Below are 17,008 nucleotides of genomic sequence, written 5' to 3' on the forward strand. Positions count from 1 at the left end.
TGAAACTTCGGAAGAATGAAATGAAACTTCGGAAGAAGCAAATCAAAGTTCCGAAGAATTATTCCGTTCCTCCGTGGAGGTTTCCCATTTGCTACCGAGGCAATTTCAATTTTCTCAGGGGTGTGGTGTCGGAGTCATCAGACGAGTAGCGAAATGTAGGGACGCACGATCGGTGCGTCCGTTGTGTCAAAGGTTACAGCTTCTGTTGGTCTTAACGGGGACGGACGCACAGATCGTGCGTCCCTACATGGGCTACACGTCAGTGCGAACTACACGTCTCGCTTTGACGGGAACGAACGCTCTCACGGTATACACCGAGCCGTGCCTCCCTGCTGATCGGGGCGGCACGGCTCGTGGCTCTTTGGCGTAAAGGTCAAAAACGGGTCCGTGAGACGAACCCTTTTTAGTCGTGGACTTTCATGATGCTTTTCTGCTCTCGATACTTGGAGGGAGATATCTCGCAGATGCTCTTGAAGGATCGAGAGAAGGTAGAGTAAGTCTCGAAGCCACTCTGATAGGCGATGTCTGATAGGCTTATCTCGGAGTCTTGATCCATCAGCTCACACGCCTTGCGTATCTTGAGCCGTAAGATATAAGCTGAAGGAGCATAGCCTGTGAGCGCCTTCAGCTTGCGGTGTAGCTGGCGGCTACTCATATAGAGACTGGCGGCGATCTCCTCCACGTTGGTCTCCTTGTTTTTGCTGATCTGCTGATTAACTATCGTAGATACTTTGGTTAGGAAGGTGATATCTGCTTCTTCTAGTTTGCTGGTCTCGGGCTCATCCTCCTTCTCCTGCCCCTTGATGACTATCTGAGCGAACTTCTGGCGTATTGTCTTGCGACTATCGAGGAGCCGCTCTACCTGCATGCGCAGCTCGGTAGTGTTAAAGGGCTTAGTGAGATAGGCATCTGCTCCAGCCTCAATACCCTTGATGCGCTCCTCTTCGGAGACTTTTGCGGTGACGACGATGATCGGTATATGGTTTACGATCTCGTTACCACGTATCTGTCGGCACAGGTCTAGCCCATTGAGTCCAGGCATCATGAGGTCTGTGATGATGATATCGGGAACTAGCTCTACGGCTCTCTTGAAGCCCTCTGCTCCGTCTGTCGCGTAGGACACACTATAGTGATCTTCAAACTGGGAGCCGATATAGTGGGCGATGTCGTGGTTGTCCTCTATGATGAGCAGACGGCAGGGCTCGTCTTGCTCACACTCGCTATCTTGTAGATCTGACTCTAGATGGGGTAGCAGAGGCGTATTAGAGGCAGCTGACAGAGTCTGCTCTGGAGTAGCTTGATCATCAATGATCGGGACGATGATGTGAAAGGTGGTCCCTTTGCCTAGCTTGCTCTCGAGGGAGATCTGCCCTTTGGAAGCTTTGACGATCTGATGGACTAAAGTCAGTCCTATGCCCGTGCCAATGTACTTGGAGTCCCCCTTAGCTTGATAAAATGGCTCGAAGGCATGCTCCACGGTCTCGCTATCCATACCATGACCTGTGTCGGACACATCTATATATATGGAGTCTTCAAGACGCCATAAGGTGATGCTTATCTTGCCATGCGGAGGGGTGAACTTGAAGGCGTTGGAGAGGAGGTTGTTGAAGACCTTATTCACATAGTCTGGTACGAAGTTCATCACTACCTGATCTTGGGGCAGGTAGGTCAGCTCTATGTCTCGACTATGGGCGTAGTCACGATAGGAGTCGACGATCATAGCAATGTGTGCCGTGACATTGCCTCGACAACTGCGAGAGTCGCCTACAGAAGACTTGATCTTAGAGATGTCTAGTAGCTGGTTGATGAGTGTGAGGAGTCCATGTCCTTGTCGCTCAATGCTTTCGGCCCGCTTTCTGATCTGCTCGGACTCCTCTTGCTGTAGCTCTTGACTCACTCCTAGGATGATGGTCAGAGGGGTGCGAAATTCGTGGGTGATATTGGTAAAGAAGTTTTCCCGCATAGAGGACATCCTCTTGAGCTTCTTATGGCTACGACGCAGTATTCGCTGAATATAAAGGAAGAAGCCTAGCGACCCAAGGAGCAGTAGCGCTATGACGGTAAAGGTGATGTTCTCTACACGTCGCTCTGCTCGCTCGTGCTCTAGCTTGATCTTCGCTTCATTCATCTTTTTGTTTTGTATGTTTCGCTCGATGTTGAGGCTGGTATTTTGCATCCTATTGAATTTGTCCATGTCTAGGATGCTTTGCTTCATTTCAGTAGCCTGCTCATAGGACTCTAGCGCTGCGTGCCAGTCTCCTAGGCGTTTGTAGTACTGGTAGTAGAGGGTGTAGATGTCTGCTAGATGCTCCGTGTCTTCTATCTTCTCGGCACTGCTCCGTGCCTGATCAAGGTATTGTAGCATCTTAGCGTCATCCCGTGTGGCATTGTGGACGCTAGCTAGCGCTACGAGCAGGTTGAGCTTGTGCCACTCATCTTTAGAGTCGCGCATCAGTTGATAGCCAGCCTCATACTCCTTAGCAGCCTTGTCATACTGATGGGCTTGCTCATAGAGGGAGCCAAAGTAAGAGTGACACAGCGCTATGCCTAGGGTACTCCCAGCCTTTTGGTTGGCATCCATGGAGTACCTATAATATGTCCAAGCCGAGTCGATCTCACCACGATGCTCGAAGATAGACCCGAGGTTGGCATAGTTGATAGCTACGCCCACCATACTGCCCAGTTGCTGCTCTACGAGTAGTGCTTTGCGTAGAGCGCTGTCGGCACGCTCGTAGTTGCCGAGCGTGAGGTAGATGTTGCCTAGTCCGTTGAGAGACTTAGCCTGATTCTTGATGGCGACAAAAGAGGTGTCTGCGGTAAACTTGCACAGACTCCACGCCTGGTAGTGATACTCTTGGGCTACATCTAGGATGCCCATACGTCGGTAGTCTGTACCTACATTATTAAGTGCTTGTACCCACTCCAGTGTGTCTAGGATCGTCTCTGCCTGCTTCAAGCCCTCGCTATGTGTGGTTAGCGCCTTGTCAAAGTTACTCTCATTGCGAAACTTATCTCCTAGCACTCTCAGTGCAACGATGCTCCCGAGGATGTCGCCTTCACGCTCCAATCGTGTCTGCAGTCTGGCCAGAGAGTCGATGTCTTGGGTAGCTCGCACGAGGCTATCAGCAGCCTGACGCTCTGCTACGGTAAATGTAACAGTGTCTCTTTGCTGGCAAGATGAGACAAGCAGACAAGCCACAATGAGGAGAGAGGATAGTATGAGTAGGGGCTTCCTGCTCATTTCTATGGTATTTAGTAGGGGGGCGTATAGTCTCATCATGACTACCTTTAGGTTGTGTGACTAGGACGTGACTTATCTGCATACAAAGGTAAACAAAAAGGCGTATACAGAAACACTCCTACGGAGCAATGACCTATAAGTGGAGATGAGGCATAAGAGATAAACCTCGAGATCGTAGCGTGGCTAAGCCGTCTCAAGGAAGATCGGGAGGCAAAAGAACAACAAACCGCGAGCTTCTTTTGCCTATGAAGTGAGGGTCTACAAGCGACGGGCGAGGGCGGGTAGGACGCTGCGCATCCAATCGGGGTAGTCGCCTGCGATGATGTGGTCGTGCGCTTGGTTGACTAGGTCGAGGTAGAAGGCGATGTTGTGGATGCTGGCCAGTGTGAGCCCTGTAATCTCCTGCGCCTTAAAGAGATGGTAGAGGTAGGCGCGGGTGTAGCGATGGTCGGTTGATGCGGTACCCTCGGGGTCTATCGGCTCGTGACAGGTACGCCACTTGGCATTGCGTATGTTGATGGTGCCTTGCCAGGTGAAGAGCTGACCATTGCGAGCATTGCGTGTGGGCATGATACAGTCAAACATGTCGACACCTCGTGCGATGCCCTCTAGTATGTTGGCCGGGGTGCCGACACCCATCAGATAGCGAGGCTTATCCTTAGGCAGGATGCTATTGGTCAGCTCGATCATCTCGTACATTTTGTCGGTAGGTTCGCCGACGGCTAGTCCGCCGATGGCATTGCCTGGAGCGCCTAGCGAAGCGATATGCTCGGCAGCTCGACGTCTGAGGTCGGGGTAGACACAGCCCTGCACGATCGGAAAGAGTGCCTGCTCGTAGCCATAGAGTGGCGGTGTCTGCTCGAGGTGCTTGAGGCACCGGTCGAGCCACTGCTCGGTGGTGTCTAGCGACTGCTTGGCATAGGCGTAGCTGGCATCGCCTGGACAGCACTCGTCAAAGGCCATCATGATGTCTGCTCCGATGGCGCGCTCTATCTCCATAACCCGCTCGGGAGTGAAGAGGTGCTTGGAGCCATCAATATGCGAGGCGAAGGTGACTCCCTCAGGTGTGATGCGTCGCATAGCCGCTAGAGAGAAGACTTGGTAACCTCCACTGTCGGTCAGGATGGGCTTGCTCCAAGTGCCGAAGCGGTGGAGCCCGCCGACCTCTTTGAGTATCTCAATGCCAGGACGCAGGTAGAGGTGATAGGTATTGCCGAGGATGATCCGTGCGTCTGTCTCTTGCTCCATCTGCTCCATCGTGACCGCTTTGATGGCTCCAGCGGTACCTACGGGCATGAAGACGGGGGTCTGTATATCTCCGTGGGCGGTCTTGATGACGCCTGTGCGTGCATCGCTATGAGGGCAGGTGTGATCTATGGTAAACTGCATAGTGCCGATGTGAGAGGATTTTAGATCTTAAGGTCAAAGCCGATGGTGAGCATCTGGTAGATCTGTAGGCGAGACCTATTCTCTAGGGTGAGCGGTACCGCATCATCGTAGCGAAGCAGGACGTTGACACGGGTGGAGAAGTAGCGACTGAAGGCGAAGATGAGGGAATTCTCAAACTCGGTCTCAATGCGCTTATAGCTGGTATTGTAGTAGAGACGGGACTCCCAGGCGAAGGTGTCGGTAAAGTCCCAAATCATATTAGCGCGTAGCATGGAGCCGATAGCGCTGTAGATGTTTTTGCCCTCCTTAAAGCCGTGTCGGGTCATATCTATATCCTTGCGTGCGGACCACTTGAAGTCATAGGCGAGGGGGGCGATGTTGAGATCGAGTCTGAAGCGACGACCGTAGTGGGTCTTGGACTTATTGTCTACGACCCACTTCATACCGAGACCAGAGGTGAGGGTGAGTGGTGAGGCAAAGGCAGAGTAAAGTACCTTCTTGTCCTCTGAGCGCTGCTCGAAAGCCTGTGTGCGTGCCTCTACGTCGAGTGAGTAGTACCACCCCTTGAAGGCTTTGATGCCTAGGTTGCTACGCATACGGAGGAGGTCGTCGGAGATGTTGTACCCCTGGAGCGAGTCACGTATCTCGGCGTTAAGGCCGACGCGCCACTCTAGCTCGTTGAGCCAGTTGACCTTGTCCCGCTCGTAGCTGAGGCGGAGGAGCTGCTTGCTGTGGAGGGCTAGGGCGCTGTTACCACCCTTGTGCCAGTTGGGCGATATATAGGTTTGGCTAAACTGTATGTTGCTCTCTAGTCCTGGAAACCAATACTTCCTGGCAAGCGTGACTCCGTGTAGCTGATCTGACGCATCAACGCCTGCAAAGGGTGTATTGACGGTTGCTGCGACGATGGGCTTTGAGCTTCCGACGGTGGTTATATCGATGCGGTGTGCCAGTAGGTCTCCCTCCTGACGAGAGATCAGTGCGGGGGTGGAGAGCTTGAGCTGGTTGACGCTTTGTAAGCTACGCTCGTAGTATTGCTGTAGGATGGGGATCTGTAGCTCCTCACCGTGCAGTGCTGTGGCGAGTGGGGAGCTTTTGCAGACTAAGCTGGTGGGTAAGTCTAGGGATAGCTCGGGGCTTTTGCTACTAGAGATGACGCTTACAGCAGACGAGAGGGGAGCTTGCACTAGGAGTGTTGTGGGGAGCACCTCTTTGGGTAGTGGTGCTACGGGATTGGCACGGTTGAGGAGGTACTGGACCTTGAGCGTGGTGAGCTCGACGGCGGGTGCCGTGACGCTGTCATCCTCGCTGTGGATCTCTGCTGAGTGGGGCGTCTGAGCTATCAACGGAGGCAACCCGAGGAGGGTGATGAATAATAATAAGGTAAAGCGATAGTGATACATGGATACTATTTAGGGGGCTCTAATAGGTTATAAGGCTTCACGGTCAAGCTGAGGGGGCGAGACTAGACTTTCGCTAGAGAGGATCTACATCGCAGTAGATCTGTACCCTCCGCGCTTGGATAGCGCTCTGCTGTACCGTGGAGATAATATGAGAAAGTTGCGTGCGTACCTCCCGCCAGGAGCTAGAGGAACGTATTCTCATGCAAATATAGCGAATATGGCGCATACGCACCCAAGAAACGTAGGGCGCAATGGGTGCTGAGGCTTGCCAGAGCGACTGAAACGGCTCTGCCTGCATCAGACGTGAGAGGGCTGCGACTGTGTAGCAGACGTCACCCTGGGAGGCTCCTCGTACGTAAACATAGATGAGGCGTACGTAGGGTGGAAAGTGGAGGTACTCCCGCTCTGCTAGCTCGCTCACGCCATACGGCTCTGCTGTGGCTCCGCCCTGCAGGCTGTCAAGTAGCGGGCTGTCGGTCTGGTAGCTCTGTATGTAGAGTTGTGCCGTGGGATAGTTACTCCCGAATCGGCTGAGCGCCGCATAGGCTCGTTCGTTAGCTCTAAAGTCATCGCCCACGATCAATTGATCTAAATTTGCCAAGCCAATGAGTCCTACGTTGCGAATAGCATCTAGATAGATAAGGCTTGAGGTGCCGACCAGTATGGCTGGCTCGTCGCTACGTATCAACTGACGCATCCGTTGCTGCGACTCCTTATTATAATATTGCGAAGCGCTGAGCTCTAGGATGGGGACCTCTGGCGGAATGAATAGCGTGAGCTCCTCGGCGATACGCTCCACACCGTAGCCCTGTATGCTAAAGGCACCAAGGTTGCTATCTGTCGGAACTTCGCCGTTGCCTGGAGTTGGCGTGTCACTCTGATGGCAATGAGGACAGGCACGAGGAGCGGGTGCGGTGAAGTTGCAATAGCTACAGCTGACGCTCTGCGTGGACTTGTGGTAAACCAACCCGACATCACAATTGGGACACTGGAGGGTCTTCTGGCAATGTCTGCAGACGAGGTGCGGGGCATAGCCACGACGATTGAGGAGGAGGATGCTTTTGTGTCCCGCCTGGCACTGGTCGAGGAGCGCTTTGCGTAGCTCGATGGAGAGCATCTGTCCCCACGGCATCTTGCCCTGCTTACGTTGTAGGGATAGGTCGATGAGTTCGAAGGGACGTGACGCCTTTGGAGTGGTCGGAGTGGTCGGTGCGCTTAGCTGATTGAGCAAGCGGTAGTATCCTCGCTCTACGTTGTACAGAGCTTCGGCAGAAGGCGCAACGGTGGTCAGTAGGAGCGGTGTCTGGCTCCTTTTACAAGCAACGACTGTCAGGTCACGAGCATGATAGCGAGGCGCTGGCTCGGACTGCTTGTAGCGACTGCTCTCTTCGTCGGTCACGATGACAAGGTCACAGCGTGAGAGTGGAAGAAGGCTACCCATACGAGAGGTGAGGACGATGAGACCACGCTCTCGGTGCGTCAGCCCGAGGAGTCTAGCACGGAGTGCCATCCGCTCAGCGTCTGTCGTGGAGGAACTGTAGAGGACTAGGTCAAAGGGTGTCGCTCCGCTACTTCTAGCTAGTTGCTGTAGGGCACTGTAGAGGAGGCTTTGATCAAAGAGGAAGAGCTGTGGCACGTAGATAGCTACCTGTGCCGAAGGACTTCGCTGTAGCATCTGCTCAACCATTGAGACGACTAGCTCTATTTGCTCTTCATTGCTGGTCGCTTGGTAGAGTACGGGGCGGGAGGTTTCGCCAATGAGACTGTCGAAGAGTTGGCTCTGTCGGTTGGACTCGTTTGTAGAGACTGTACGCTGTACCGTGGAACGTACGAGTGGATCGAAGAGTGTCGCAGTCTCTCGCAGGACACCCCGCTTGATGAGTGCGCGGAGGGTCGCCTGCCTATTGGTGTCACGACCAACGAGTGTCTCTCGGAGTAGGGGTGTGTCAAGCGGTAGTTCATGCAGGTAGAGGAGGTCGATCAGTTGCTCTACCATAGCCTTCTGCGCCTTGGCTCGGGAGAGGCTCTCGACGAGCTCGGAGAGTGCCTCCTCAGAGCATAGCTCCTCAGCAAACTGCACGGCTGGCGAACCGACCTGTACGGATCGGCTGTAGCGTGGTATGGACTCGCTACCGATGAGTACGCCAGCGTGAAGGAGTCGATCTATCTCGGGATAGATACGATCGCCGAGGAGCTTCGCTAGCTTGCTTACCTTCGCTTGATGCCCTCGCATGGAGAGGAGCTCACGACGTATCTCTTCCGATAGCTCGGTCGCTTTGTAGTCGGTCGCTTGATCGCCTTCGGACGTTTCGTCAGGCTCTCGCCACGCTACCTGCGTCTCGCTAGAGGGTAGGAAGCTACTCGGTATAGCAGCCGTGAGCCAAGCGCCCAGCGAACAGATATAATAGGTAGCGCCCCAGCGCCAGAGGTCGATCTCACTTTGAGTCACTATCGCCTCTCGGTCGGGTAGGGCTATAATAGACTTCAGCTGACCGAGAGGCCTCTCCGACTCCTCGATCAGCTGAGATATGATAGCGTAGTAGTAGCGCTTACTGCCAAACTGTACCAAAGCACGCATACCCACCCTCGCCTGTTCACACAGCGCCTCGGGTACACGATAGGTGTACTCCTCCTCGAGGGCTAGGGGTAAGATGATGCGCGCCAGCATAGGCAGGGCTACTGGCTGTGCTGAGTTACTGCTGGCTCAGAGCTGCGTGCATGTTGGCAGCAGCCTTGCGTCCGTCACCCATAGCAAGGATGACTGTCGCGCCACCACGGACGATGTCGCCACCAGCGTAGACTTCTTTGAGAGAGCTTTGGTTATGCTCGTTGACGATGACGGTCCCCTTGGGCGAAACTTCTAGACCTTGGAAAGAGCGTGGAATGAGTGGATTCGGCGAAACACCGATGCTCACGACCACCACGTCTACGTCTACCTCATCGATAGCTCCAGGGATGGGGACAGGCTTGCGACGTCCATCAGGCGTAGGCTCACCAAGCTCCATGCGCTGTAGCTTCATACGGCACACTTTGCCCTTCTCGTTGCCTTCGTACTCAATGGGGTTGTGTAGCGTGAGGAACTCAACGCCCTCAGCCTTGGCATGTAGGATCTCCTCACGACGAGCGGGCATCTCCTCCTCGCTACGACGGTAGACAATCATGGCACGCTTAGCTCCAAGGCGAAGTGCTGTACGGACTGAGTCCATGGCGGTGTTACCACCACCGATTACTGCGACCACGTCTCCCTTATATATAGGAGTCTCAGCGCCTTCGGTACCAGCGCCCATTAGGTTGACACGGGTGAGGTACTCGTTGGAGCTCATGACGCCCGCGAGGTTTTCGCCAGGGATATTCATAAAGTTTGGCAAGCCAGCTCCACTACCTACGAAGATGCCTACGAAGCCCATCTCTTGTAGCTGCTCGTAAGAGAGCGTACGACCCACGACAACGTTGGTCTCAAAGTGCACGCCCAACTGCTCCAAGATCTTGAGCTCAGCATTGACCACTCGTAGCGGAAGACGGAACTCGGGGATACCATACTTAAGTACGCCACCGACCTCGTGCAGAGCCTCGAAGACAGTCACGTCGTAACCTAAGCGAGCCATATCTCCAGCGAAGGAGAGTCCTGCAGGACCACTACCGATGACGGCAATCTTCTTTCCATTGGCGGGAGCCATCTCGGGTAGTTCGTATAGCCCATTCTCTCGCTCATAGTCTGCAACAAAGCGCTCAAGATAACCGATAGCTACGGCGTCACGCTTCATCTTCTCTGTGTAGATACAGTGCTTCTCGCACTGCTTCTCCTGAGGGCATACACGACCACACACAGCGGGTAGCGAGCTACTCTCACGGATGATGTGCGCTGCAGAGGCAAAGTCTCCACGCTCTACATTCTTGATAAATGAGGGAATGTTGATTGATACGGGGCAACCCTCCATACAAGAGGGATTGGCACAGTCCAAGCAGCGAATAGCCTCCCGACGAGCCTCCTCCTCGGTGAGACCGCAGTTGACCTCTTTCGTTAGGCTGCGAGCACGCTCATGAGGGTCTACCTCGGTCATCTTGACACGAGGTATAGACATGCGCTCCTTACCAGTATGAGACTTGCGAAGCTCCTCGCGCCAAGGTTCGTTGCGACGAGCAGCGACCAGATCCTTTTGTTCTGACATTGTAATATTGTGGTTAGCTCAGTGTGATACTTACTTCCTATAGGTGTTGAGACGCATTAGTAGCTCGTCAAAGTCTACTTGGTGAGCGTCAAACTCAGGTCCATCGACGCAGACGAAGCGTGTCTTGCCTCCGACGGTGATACGACAAGCACCGCACATGCCAGTGCCGTCGACCATGATGGTATTGAGTGAAGAGGTGGTGGGGATGTTGTACTTCTTCGTAAGAAGAGCGACAAACTTCATCATGATGGCGGGGCCGATCGTCACGCAGAGGTCTACCTTCTCACGCTTGATGACCGACTCGACACCATCGGTCACGAGTCCCTTGGTGCCATAGGAGCCATCGTCGGTCATGATGATGACTTCGTCAGCAAACTCTCTGAACTCCTTCTCCAGTATGATGAGTTCCTTAGTACGAGCTGCAGCCACGACGATGACCTTATTGCCAGCAGCTTTGAGAGCTTTAGCGATAGGGTAGAGCGGTGCCATACCGACACCACCACCAGCACAGACTACGGTGCCAAAGTTCTCAATATGGGTGGCTTGCCCTAGCGGACCCACGATGTCGTGGATCATGTCCCCAGCATTTAGAGCGACAAGCCGCTGAGAGGACTCGCCGACAGCCTGGACGATCAGTGTGATCGTGCCAGCATCTACATCAGCATCAGCAATAGTGTAGGGTACGCGCTCACTGTGGTCGGTGACACGTACGATGACAAAGTGTCCAGCACGGCGTGACTTGGCAATCAAAGGTGCCTCGACAACCAGCTTGGCTACTTTTTCGGAGAGAAAAGTCTTACTGACTATACGATTCATAGCGTTGTGTGATATGATATAAGCTAATCAAGAACGGTCTCGATAGGGTACCTATAGGTAGGTATTGCCAAAGGTACGACTTTTTCACCACTTAGCCACTAATTTGATTGAGATTTGCGTTTTGTAGTTCGAGGATTTGTATACCGAAAGGAGCGAGTTCGACCATCAGCGGAGCCCACGGTTGGAAGGCGTAGAGCTGCTCGTCGGGCTTTTCTAGTGGGGTGTGGTGTGTCACACGTAGGAGACGCTGTCGCTCAAAAGCCTTCTCTAGAGAGGGTAGGAAGAGCGGGTAGCGCTGCAGGTCGGCCGTAAAGTTGCCTAGGACAGCGATTCCGATTGTTTCGCCAGCCTGTTGCTCTGCGGGATCTAGTAGTCTTAAGTAACCGTAGGTGCGCTCAGCATTGAAGCCTCCCCAAGCACGAGCCTGTTCCTGTATCGAGTGAAAGGCTCCCCTTAAGATGACTGGGTGCTGCGCCCACCGCATCAGCCACTGGTAACTCTGATAGGTCGGGTCGGCAGGGTCGCGATGACCTAGAGCGGGGATGCTCCAGTAGTCAAAGATCGTGGTACGTCCGTCAGGACCGCTATATCCCTCGGCATCAAGCCCTCGCTCTCCATATTCCTGTCCAGCGTAGAGGAGTAGGGGACTAGGGGTAGCGAGTGCGAGCAGCGTCATAGCGGTGAGACCTCGCCGAGCCGTGTCGGCAAAGTAAGGCGAGGCGAGACGTACCTCATCGTGGTTCTCTAGGAAGTAGAGCAGTTCGTCGGGAGCGTACTCCTTATTATTAGAGATAAGTCGCTCTTCAATAGCAGAGACCGAGCGCTCCTGGGTAACCACTTGGTAGAGCGTGTCGTAGAGTCCGCTTTTGTCATAGAGTAGGTCAAAGCATCCATCCGCTAAGTACTTGCAGTAGTTGTCTATCTGGTAAATCTCGGCAACGAAGGTGACGGGATACTTCTCCTGTACCTGCGGTATGACCCAGTGCCAAAATGCCACAGGCACCATCTCGACCATATCACAGCGAAAGCCGTCCACCCCTTCGGCTGCCCAGTAGCAGAGGATGTCTCGCATCTGAAGCCACGTAGCGGGTATCGGGTCAAAGTGTGCGACACTACTCCTGTCGGGGCGGTAGTCCACACCGTAGTTGAGCTTGACCGTTTCGTACCAGTCATTGGCAGAGGGAGTCGCAGACCAACAGTCATTGCCCGTCACACGGGCAGGCTCCTCGTGATAGCTAGAGGAGCGGTTGGGTAGCTGGAGCGAGGAGCCAGGAAGGTAGTAGAAGTTGTTATTGGGGTCAAACGCTTTACTCCGATCATCCTGAGCGCCTAGCGGTGTAGCCCTTTCAGGAGTATGAGTACCGTCATACTGACGCGATACATGGTTGGGGACGAAGTCTATGATCACTTTCAAACCATGACGATGGCAACGATCTATGAAAGAGCGAAAAGTCTCTCTTCGCTTCATAGGATCCCGCACGATGGTGGGGTGTACGTCGTAGTAGTCGGTGATAGCGTAGGGCGATCCCGCCTGCCCCTTGACAATGTCGGGGTGCTGGTCAGGACAGTCCGTCCAGCCATGTAGAGGAGTCTGGGTAGCGTGACGTATGATACCGATAGGCCATAGATGAGAGACGCCTAGCGAAGTGAGGTAGTCAAGCGCTGCATCGTCAAAGTCCTCAAGCGTGCCAGTTCCGTTTTGCTCTAGTGTACCATAAGGTGTCAGCTGAGCGTGGGGCTTCTGATTACCCCATAGACGAACCAGCGTGGAGTAGATGACGGTACGCATAGCCTACGCTTTGCCCCTTTGAGAGAGTAGGTCAATGATCTCTCTAAACTGCTCTTCCTCTTCGTACGCCTTGCACATGAGCTGATAGCCGATGTCTGAGATGATGTCTACAGGAGACACGTCGTAGGCACCGAAGTGTGAGAGTAAGGGTGTCTGGAGTACGACGTCGCATAGCTCTAGGTCAATGGTCACGTTGGCACGCATCATAATACGTATGAGACGGTCCGAGAGACGGAGTATGTTTTTCGTCGGTGTGTTGTCCACCTCTGGGCTAAGGTTGATCCCTAGGAGGAAGTCGCATGACTCACGGATAGGCCGTGCGGGGAGATTCATAAAGACCCCTCCATCGACATATTGCTCGCCATCGATGACGACCGGCTCGAAGAGGATTGGTATTGAGCAGGATGCCACCACAGCAGGGGCTAGATCTCCCTCGGTGAAGTCATGCGCCTCAGCTTTGTTGAGATTGGTAGCAATGATGTGCATGGGTATCGGTAGCTCCTCGATGCGCTGGTGGCGTAGCGTGCTCCGGAGAAACTCTTGGTACTTATGGGTCTTCAGCAGGGAGAGCCGAGGTGTGGTCAGCGAGGTCATATTCATGAAACCAAACTGAGGCGACAGCTCATAGATCTCCTCGCTACTGTAGCCATCCGCATAGAGAGCTCCCATGAGCGATCCGACACTCGTCCCAGCGATGACGTCTGGCCGTACGTGATGCTCCTCAAGAAAGCGAAAAACTCCTATGTAAGCTAGCCCGCGAGCGGCTCCGCCACAGAGAGCTAGTCCGAAGGTCGGGCGACTGCCGTGAGTCCATGTGCGGACACGCTCTACTAGCTTATCGAGCGAGGTGGATATGAGAGCCGAGCTACGCTCTATGAGACGCTCTCCCTGAGCTTTCAGGTTAGAAGGATTAAGTGTCATGACAGATTCATCTAGATAGTTAAAGCTTTCTGCCCAGAGGTAGGTCTGAGAGTCGTGTCGTCAGTGGGGGCTCGGTAAAGGCATGTCGCGAGGCAACTACCAGCTGCCACTCCTCGGCAAACTGCTGCTGTGTGAGCATATGGCTACGATGTCCCGAGCGATCCATACGGTCGAGGAGGTATCCCACCGTTAGCAGGTTAGGGTCTACTGCAAGGTTGTAGTGCTGCTCCTTGTCGCGAGAGCTATAGACCGCCTCGATGATTAGATCCTCCTCTAGGAGCTGAGCGATGATTTCGCCCGTCTGATTGATCGGTAGGTGACAAGCCTCCGAGAGAGAGGGGATGTTGTGTGGCTTAGGCTCCGTATGGTCTAGAAAGCGCTGTACGATATGCGCCATCACTATCACTGTCATGAAGTCTTTGTAGCGGTGAGAGATGTTGGTCGCATCCTTGGCATAGGTGAAGTTGACCACGTTTTGTATTGAGAAGCAGAGCTTAGCGCTAAAGAGCGTGATCGTCCACACCACTTGTAGCCACAAGAGCAAGAGCGGTATAGCGGCAAATCCACCATAGATGGCATTGTACTTAGAGATCCACAGGATACCGCTCACATAGAGTGCTTGCAACACTTGAAAGGCGCTACCCGCTATGACCCCCGAGATGAGAGCTGGGACAAACTTAACGTGCGTATTCGGCAATGCGATGAAGATCCCCGCAAACATAAAGATGAGGATGATGTATGGGAACAACTTCAGCATAAACTCCCATAGGGGTGTGAAGAAGATGTAGTCGTTGAACCATGTGTTCTGTATCGTCGCCATCATGACCGTCAGTCCCGAGGATAGCGTCATCAGAATAGGCAGTAGCACGACCATCGTGATGTAGTCGGTCAGCTTGCGACCTATGGAGCGTCCACGAGGTACGCCCCAGATGACGTTGAAGGTCTGCTCTACCGTGTCTAATAGCTGGAAGATGGTATAGAGAAAAAGCACCAAACCCACTCCGAGGAAGAGTCCTCCCTGCACCTGCCCAAGGTAGTTCTCCACAAAGCCCATGATCGTCTCCACCTCGCTCTGGTGTCCTGGCATATAGGTCATCAGGAAGTCGTAGATAGTACCCTGTAGCCCAAAGCCCTTGGCAAGAGCTACGATGATAGCCAGCATAGGCACGATCGAGAGGAGCGTGCGGTAGGTGAGTGCGGAGGCGTGGCTGCTCAGTCTCTGATCGATAAACCCCTTGATGGCCATATAGAGAGCCTTGAGCGTATTGATATAGAGACGTCTGAAGCCACGCACCTCATCTGGCTGTATGTGCCACATGTCGCTCGTGAGGAAGCGGACTACCTTGTAGGCTCCCACCTTGAGCTTGCGTAACCATATCGATGGCTTACGAGAGGCATGCTCTATGGGCGACTGCTTAGAGTCTTCGTGCTTATGTATGGAGTTTGACTTGTGTGGCATATATTTATAGTGTTAGGAGGATAGGGGAGAGTCGCAGAGTGTGTCGCATCACCTTGCGCGTATGAGGCGAGTCACGGAGAGGACAGCAGGTCTATAAGCCGGGTTCTGTGCCACTCACGAGGAGTGGCGCTTGTCATTTATCTACGACACTCGTTGCCGAGTGTCTCTAGCAATCTACCCTCCGACTAGGACGAGTAGCCCTCATAGCGTCGGTATACTTGATCTTGCAACCCATAGTGTGTACAGCCAGTGGGTCACCCACACCGCTGGTGAGCTCTTACCTCACCTTCTCACCCTTACCTAGCCTGGCAGAGCCAGCTAGGCGGTCCTTCTCTTCTACACGTCACCTACCCTTGCGGATAGCTCTCTGTTAGGGAGTATGGTACTCTGCGTTGCCCGGACTTTCCTCTCTCGCTTGAGGGGACGGAGCCGAGGCCCCCTCCACCCTTACGACAGCGACAAGCCGACCTACTGTCATATCCATGATACGTCACTGAGAGGCTCAACAGCCTCCACGTGTGCAAAGATACAAAATGAAGCGATTAGCGTGACGACCCCCTCCTAGATCCTGCAAGCCCGTACATTCTACCCTCTGTACCTACAGCGAGCTACATATGAGACTTGCGAAGTCTAGAAAGGCTACTTCTCAGATACAAAAGGAAGCGGCGCTCCCATAGAGTCTAGTTAGTCTCTACGAGAGCGTCGCTTCACGTTAATATGGTGTCTCAATTACCAGACCAAGACACGCTCCTCAGGAGCAATGTACATGGGGTCTCCAGGCTGAACGTTGAACGCCTCATAGAAGGCATCAATATTCTTCAGCGCCTGGTTGACACGGTTGTTCCCTAAGCTGTGAGTGTCGATCTTGGTCAGACGAACCTCCTCCTCGGGGGTGATGTTTTGTCCCCATATACGAGCATATCCGATGAAGAAGCGCTGTGCAGGTGTGAAGCCGTCGATCTTGTCGACCTTCTTGCCATTGAGCTGCTTCTGGAGTGCTAGGTAAGAGACTAGGAGACCGCCCTGGTCAGCGATGTTCTCACCGAGCGTCAGATGACCATCGGCATTGAGGTGGTCATTGACCTTGATCTTGCTATACTGCTGTGCGAGACGCTCCGTAGAGGTCTTGAAGTTCTGCTTGTCAGCCTCAGTCCACCAGTTGTGCATATTGCCAACAGCGTCAAACTCACTACCCTGATCGTCAAAGCCGTGCGTCATCTCATGACCGATGACCACACCGATAGCGCCATAGTTGACAGCGTCATCAGCGTTGATGTTGAAGAATGGAGGCTGTAGGATACCAGCGGGAAAGCAGATCTCATTCGTTGAAGTCCGATAGTACGCATTGACCTCCTGAGGGTTCATGTACCAGCGAGAGCGATCGACAGGCTGACCAAGCTCAGACATGTTGAAGTCATGCTCAAACTGGATGGCACTGCGAACGTTATCCACAAAGCTCTTGTCCTCAGAGATATTGAGCTGAGAGTAGTCCTTCCACTTGTCAGGATAGCCGATCTTGACGGTGAAGTTAGAGAGCTTCTCAATAGCCTTCTGCTTCGTCTCGTCAGACATCCACTTGAGCTGAGAGATGCGATCTTTGAGGGCAGACTGGAGGTTGCTAACCATTGTCTTCATACGCTCCTTAGCCTCCTCGGGGAAGTACTTCTTGACATAGACCTCGCCGAGCGCCTCACCGAGCGTGCCATTGAGCAGATTGACTGCACGACGCCAGCGTGGGTGCATCTCCTTGATACCAGAGAGTGTCTTGGAGTAGAAGTCAAAGTTGGCCTGTACAAAGTCGTCAGAGAGGTAGCAGCATAG

10 protein-coding genes and 1 other RNA gene are annotated in these 17,008 nt (G+C 53.5%); all 11 read right to left on the minus strand.

What is annotated here, in order from left to right; translation table 11 throughout:
• Positions 1–403 precede the first annotated feature (403 nt).
• Positions 404–3,241, minus strand: a complete 2,838-nt coding sequence (locus PORUE0001_RS00930; RefSeq protein ID WP_232501377.1) for an ATP-binding protein — start codon at positions 3,239–3,241, stop codon at positions 404–406.
• 258 nt (positions 3,242–3,499) lie between these two features.
• Positions 3,500–4,630 (minus strand): tRNA guanosine(34) transglycosylase Tgt, encoded by a 1,131-nt coding sequence (tgt, locus tag PORUE0001_RS00935; protein WP_007364571.1) that lies wholly within the window; start codon positions 4,628–4,630, stop codon positions 3,500–3,502.
• 20 nt (positions 4,631–4,650) lie between these two features.
• The gene (locus PORUE0001_RS00940; protein ID WP_007364574.1) at positions 4,651–6,033 is read right to left on the minus strand and encodes a DUF3078 domain-containing protein; all 1,383 of its coding nucleotides are present in this window, start codon (positions 6,031–6,033) and stop codon (positions 4,651–4,653) included.
• Positions 6,034–6,106: 73 nt separating this feature from the next.
• The gene (locus PORUE0001_RS00945) at positions 6,107–8,701 is read right to left on the minus strand and encodes a hypothetical protein (protein WP_007364577.1); all 2,595 of its coding nucleotides are present in this window, start codon (positions 8,699–8,701) and stop codon (positions 6,107–6,109) included.
• Between the two features lie 25 nt (positions 8,702–8,726).
• On the minus strand, positions 8,727–10,202 hold the full coding sequence (gene gltA, locus PORUE0001_RS10780; protein WP_007364570.1) for an NADPH-dependent glutamate synthase: 1,476 nt from the start codon (positions 10,200–10,202) through the stop codon (positions 8,727–8,729).
• A gap of 30 nt (positions 10,203–10,232) precedes the next feature.
• Positions 10,233–11,018, minus strand: a complete 786-nt coding sequence (locus PORUE0001_RS10785; protein ID WP_007364572.1) for a sulfide/dihydroorotate dehydrogenase-like FAD/NAD-binding protein — start codon at positions 11,016–11,018, stop codon at positions 10,233–10,235.
• Between the two features lie 91 nt (positions 11,019–11,109).
• Positions 11,110–12,807, minus strand: coding sequence for an alpha-amylase family protein (locus PORUE0001_RS00960; RefSeq protein ID WP_007364578.1), 1,698 nt, complete (start codon positions 12,805–12,807; stop codon positions 11,110–11,112).
• 3 nt (positions 12,808–12,810) lie between these two features.
• Entirely contained in the window at positions 12,811–13,728 is a 918-nt protein-coding gene (locus tag PORUE0001_RS00965; RefSeq protein WP_007364569.1) for a patatin-like phospholipase family protein, read from the minus strand.
• A gap of 19 nt (positions 13,729–13,747) precedes the next feature.
• Positions 13,748–15,187, minus strand: coding sequence for a YihY/virulence factor BrkB family protein (locus tag PORUE0001_RS00970; protein WP_007364576.1), 1,440 nt, complete (start codon positions 15,185–15,187; stop codon positions 13,748–13,750).
• A gap of 78 nt (positions 15,188–15,265) precedes the next feature.
• An RNA gene (rnpB, locus tag PORUE0001_RS09750) (RNase P RNA component class A) lies at positions 15,266–15,662 on the minus strand.
• Positions 15,663–15,916: 254 nt separating this feature from the next.
• Positions 15,917–17,008, minus strand: a 1,092-nt coding sequence (locus PORUE0001_RS00975; RefSeq protein ID WP_007364573.1) for a M13 family metallopeptidase, incomplete at its 5' end; no start/stop codon positions are given.

Origin of the sequence: Porphyromonas uenonis 60-3 (assembly GCF_000174775.1) — a bacterium.
Classification (GTDB): Bacteria; Bacteroidota; Bacteroidia; order Bacteroidales; family Porphyromonadaceae; genus Porphyromonas; species Porphyromonas uenonis_A.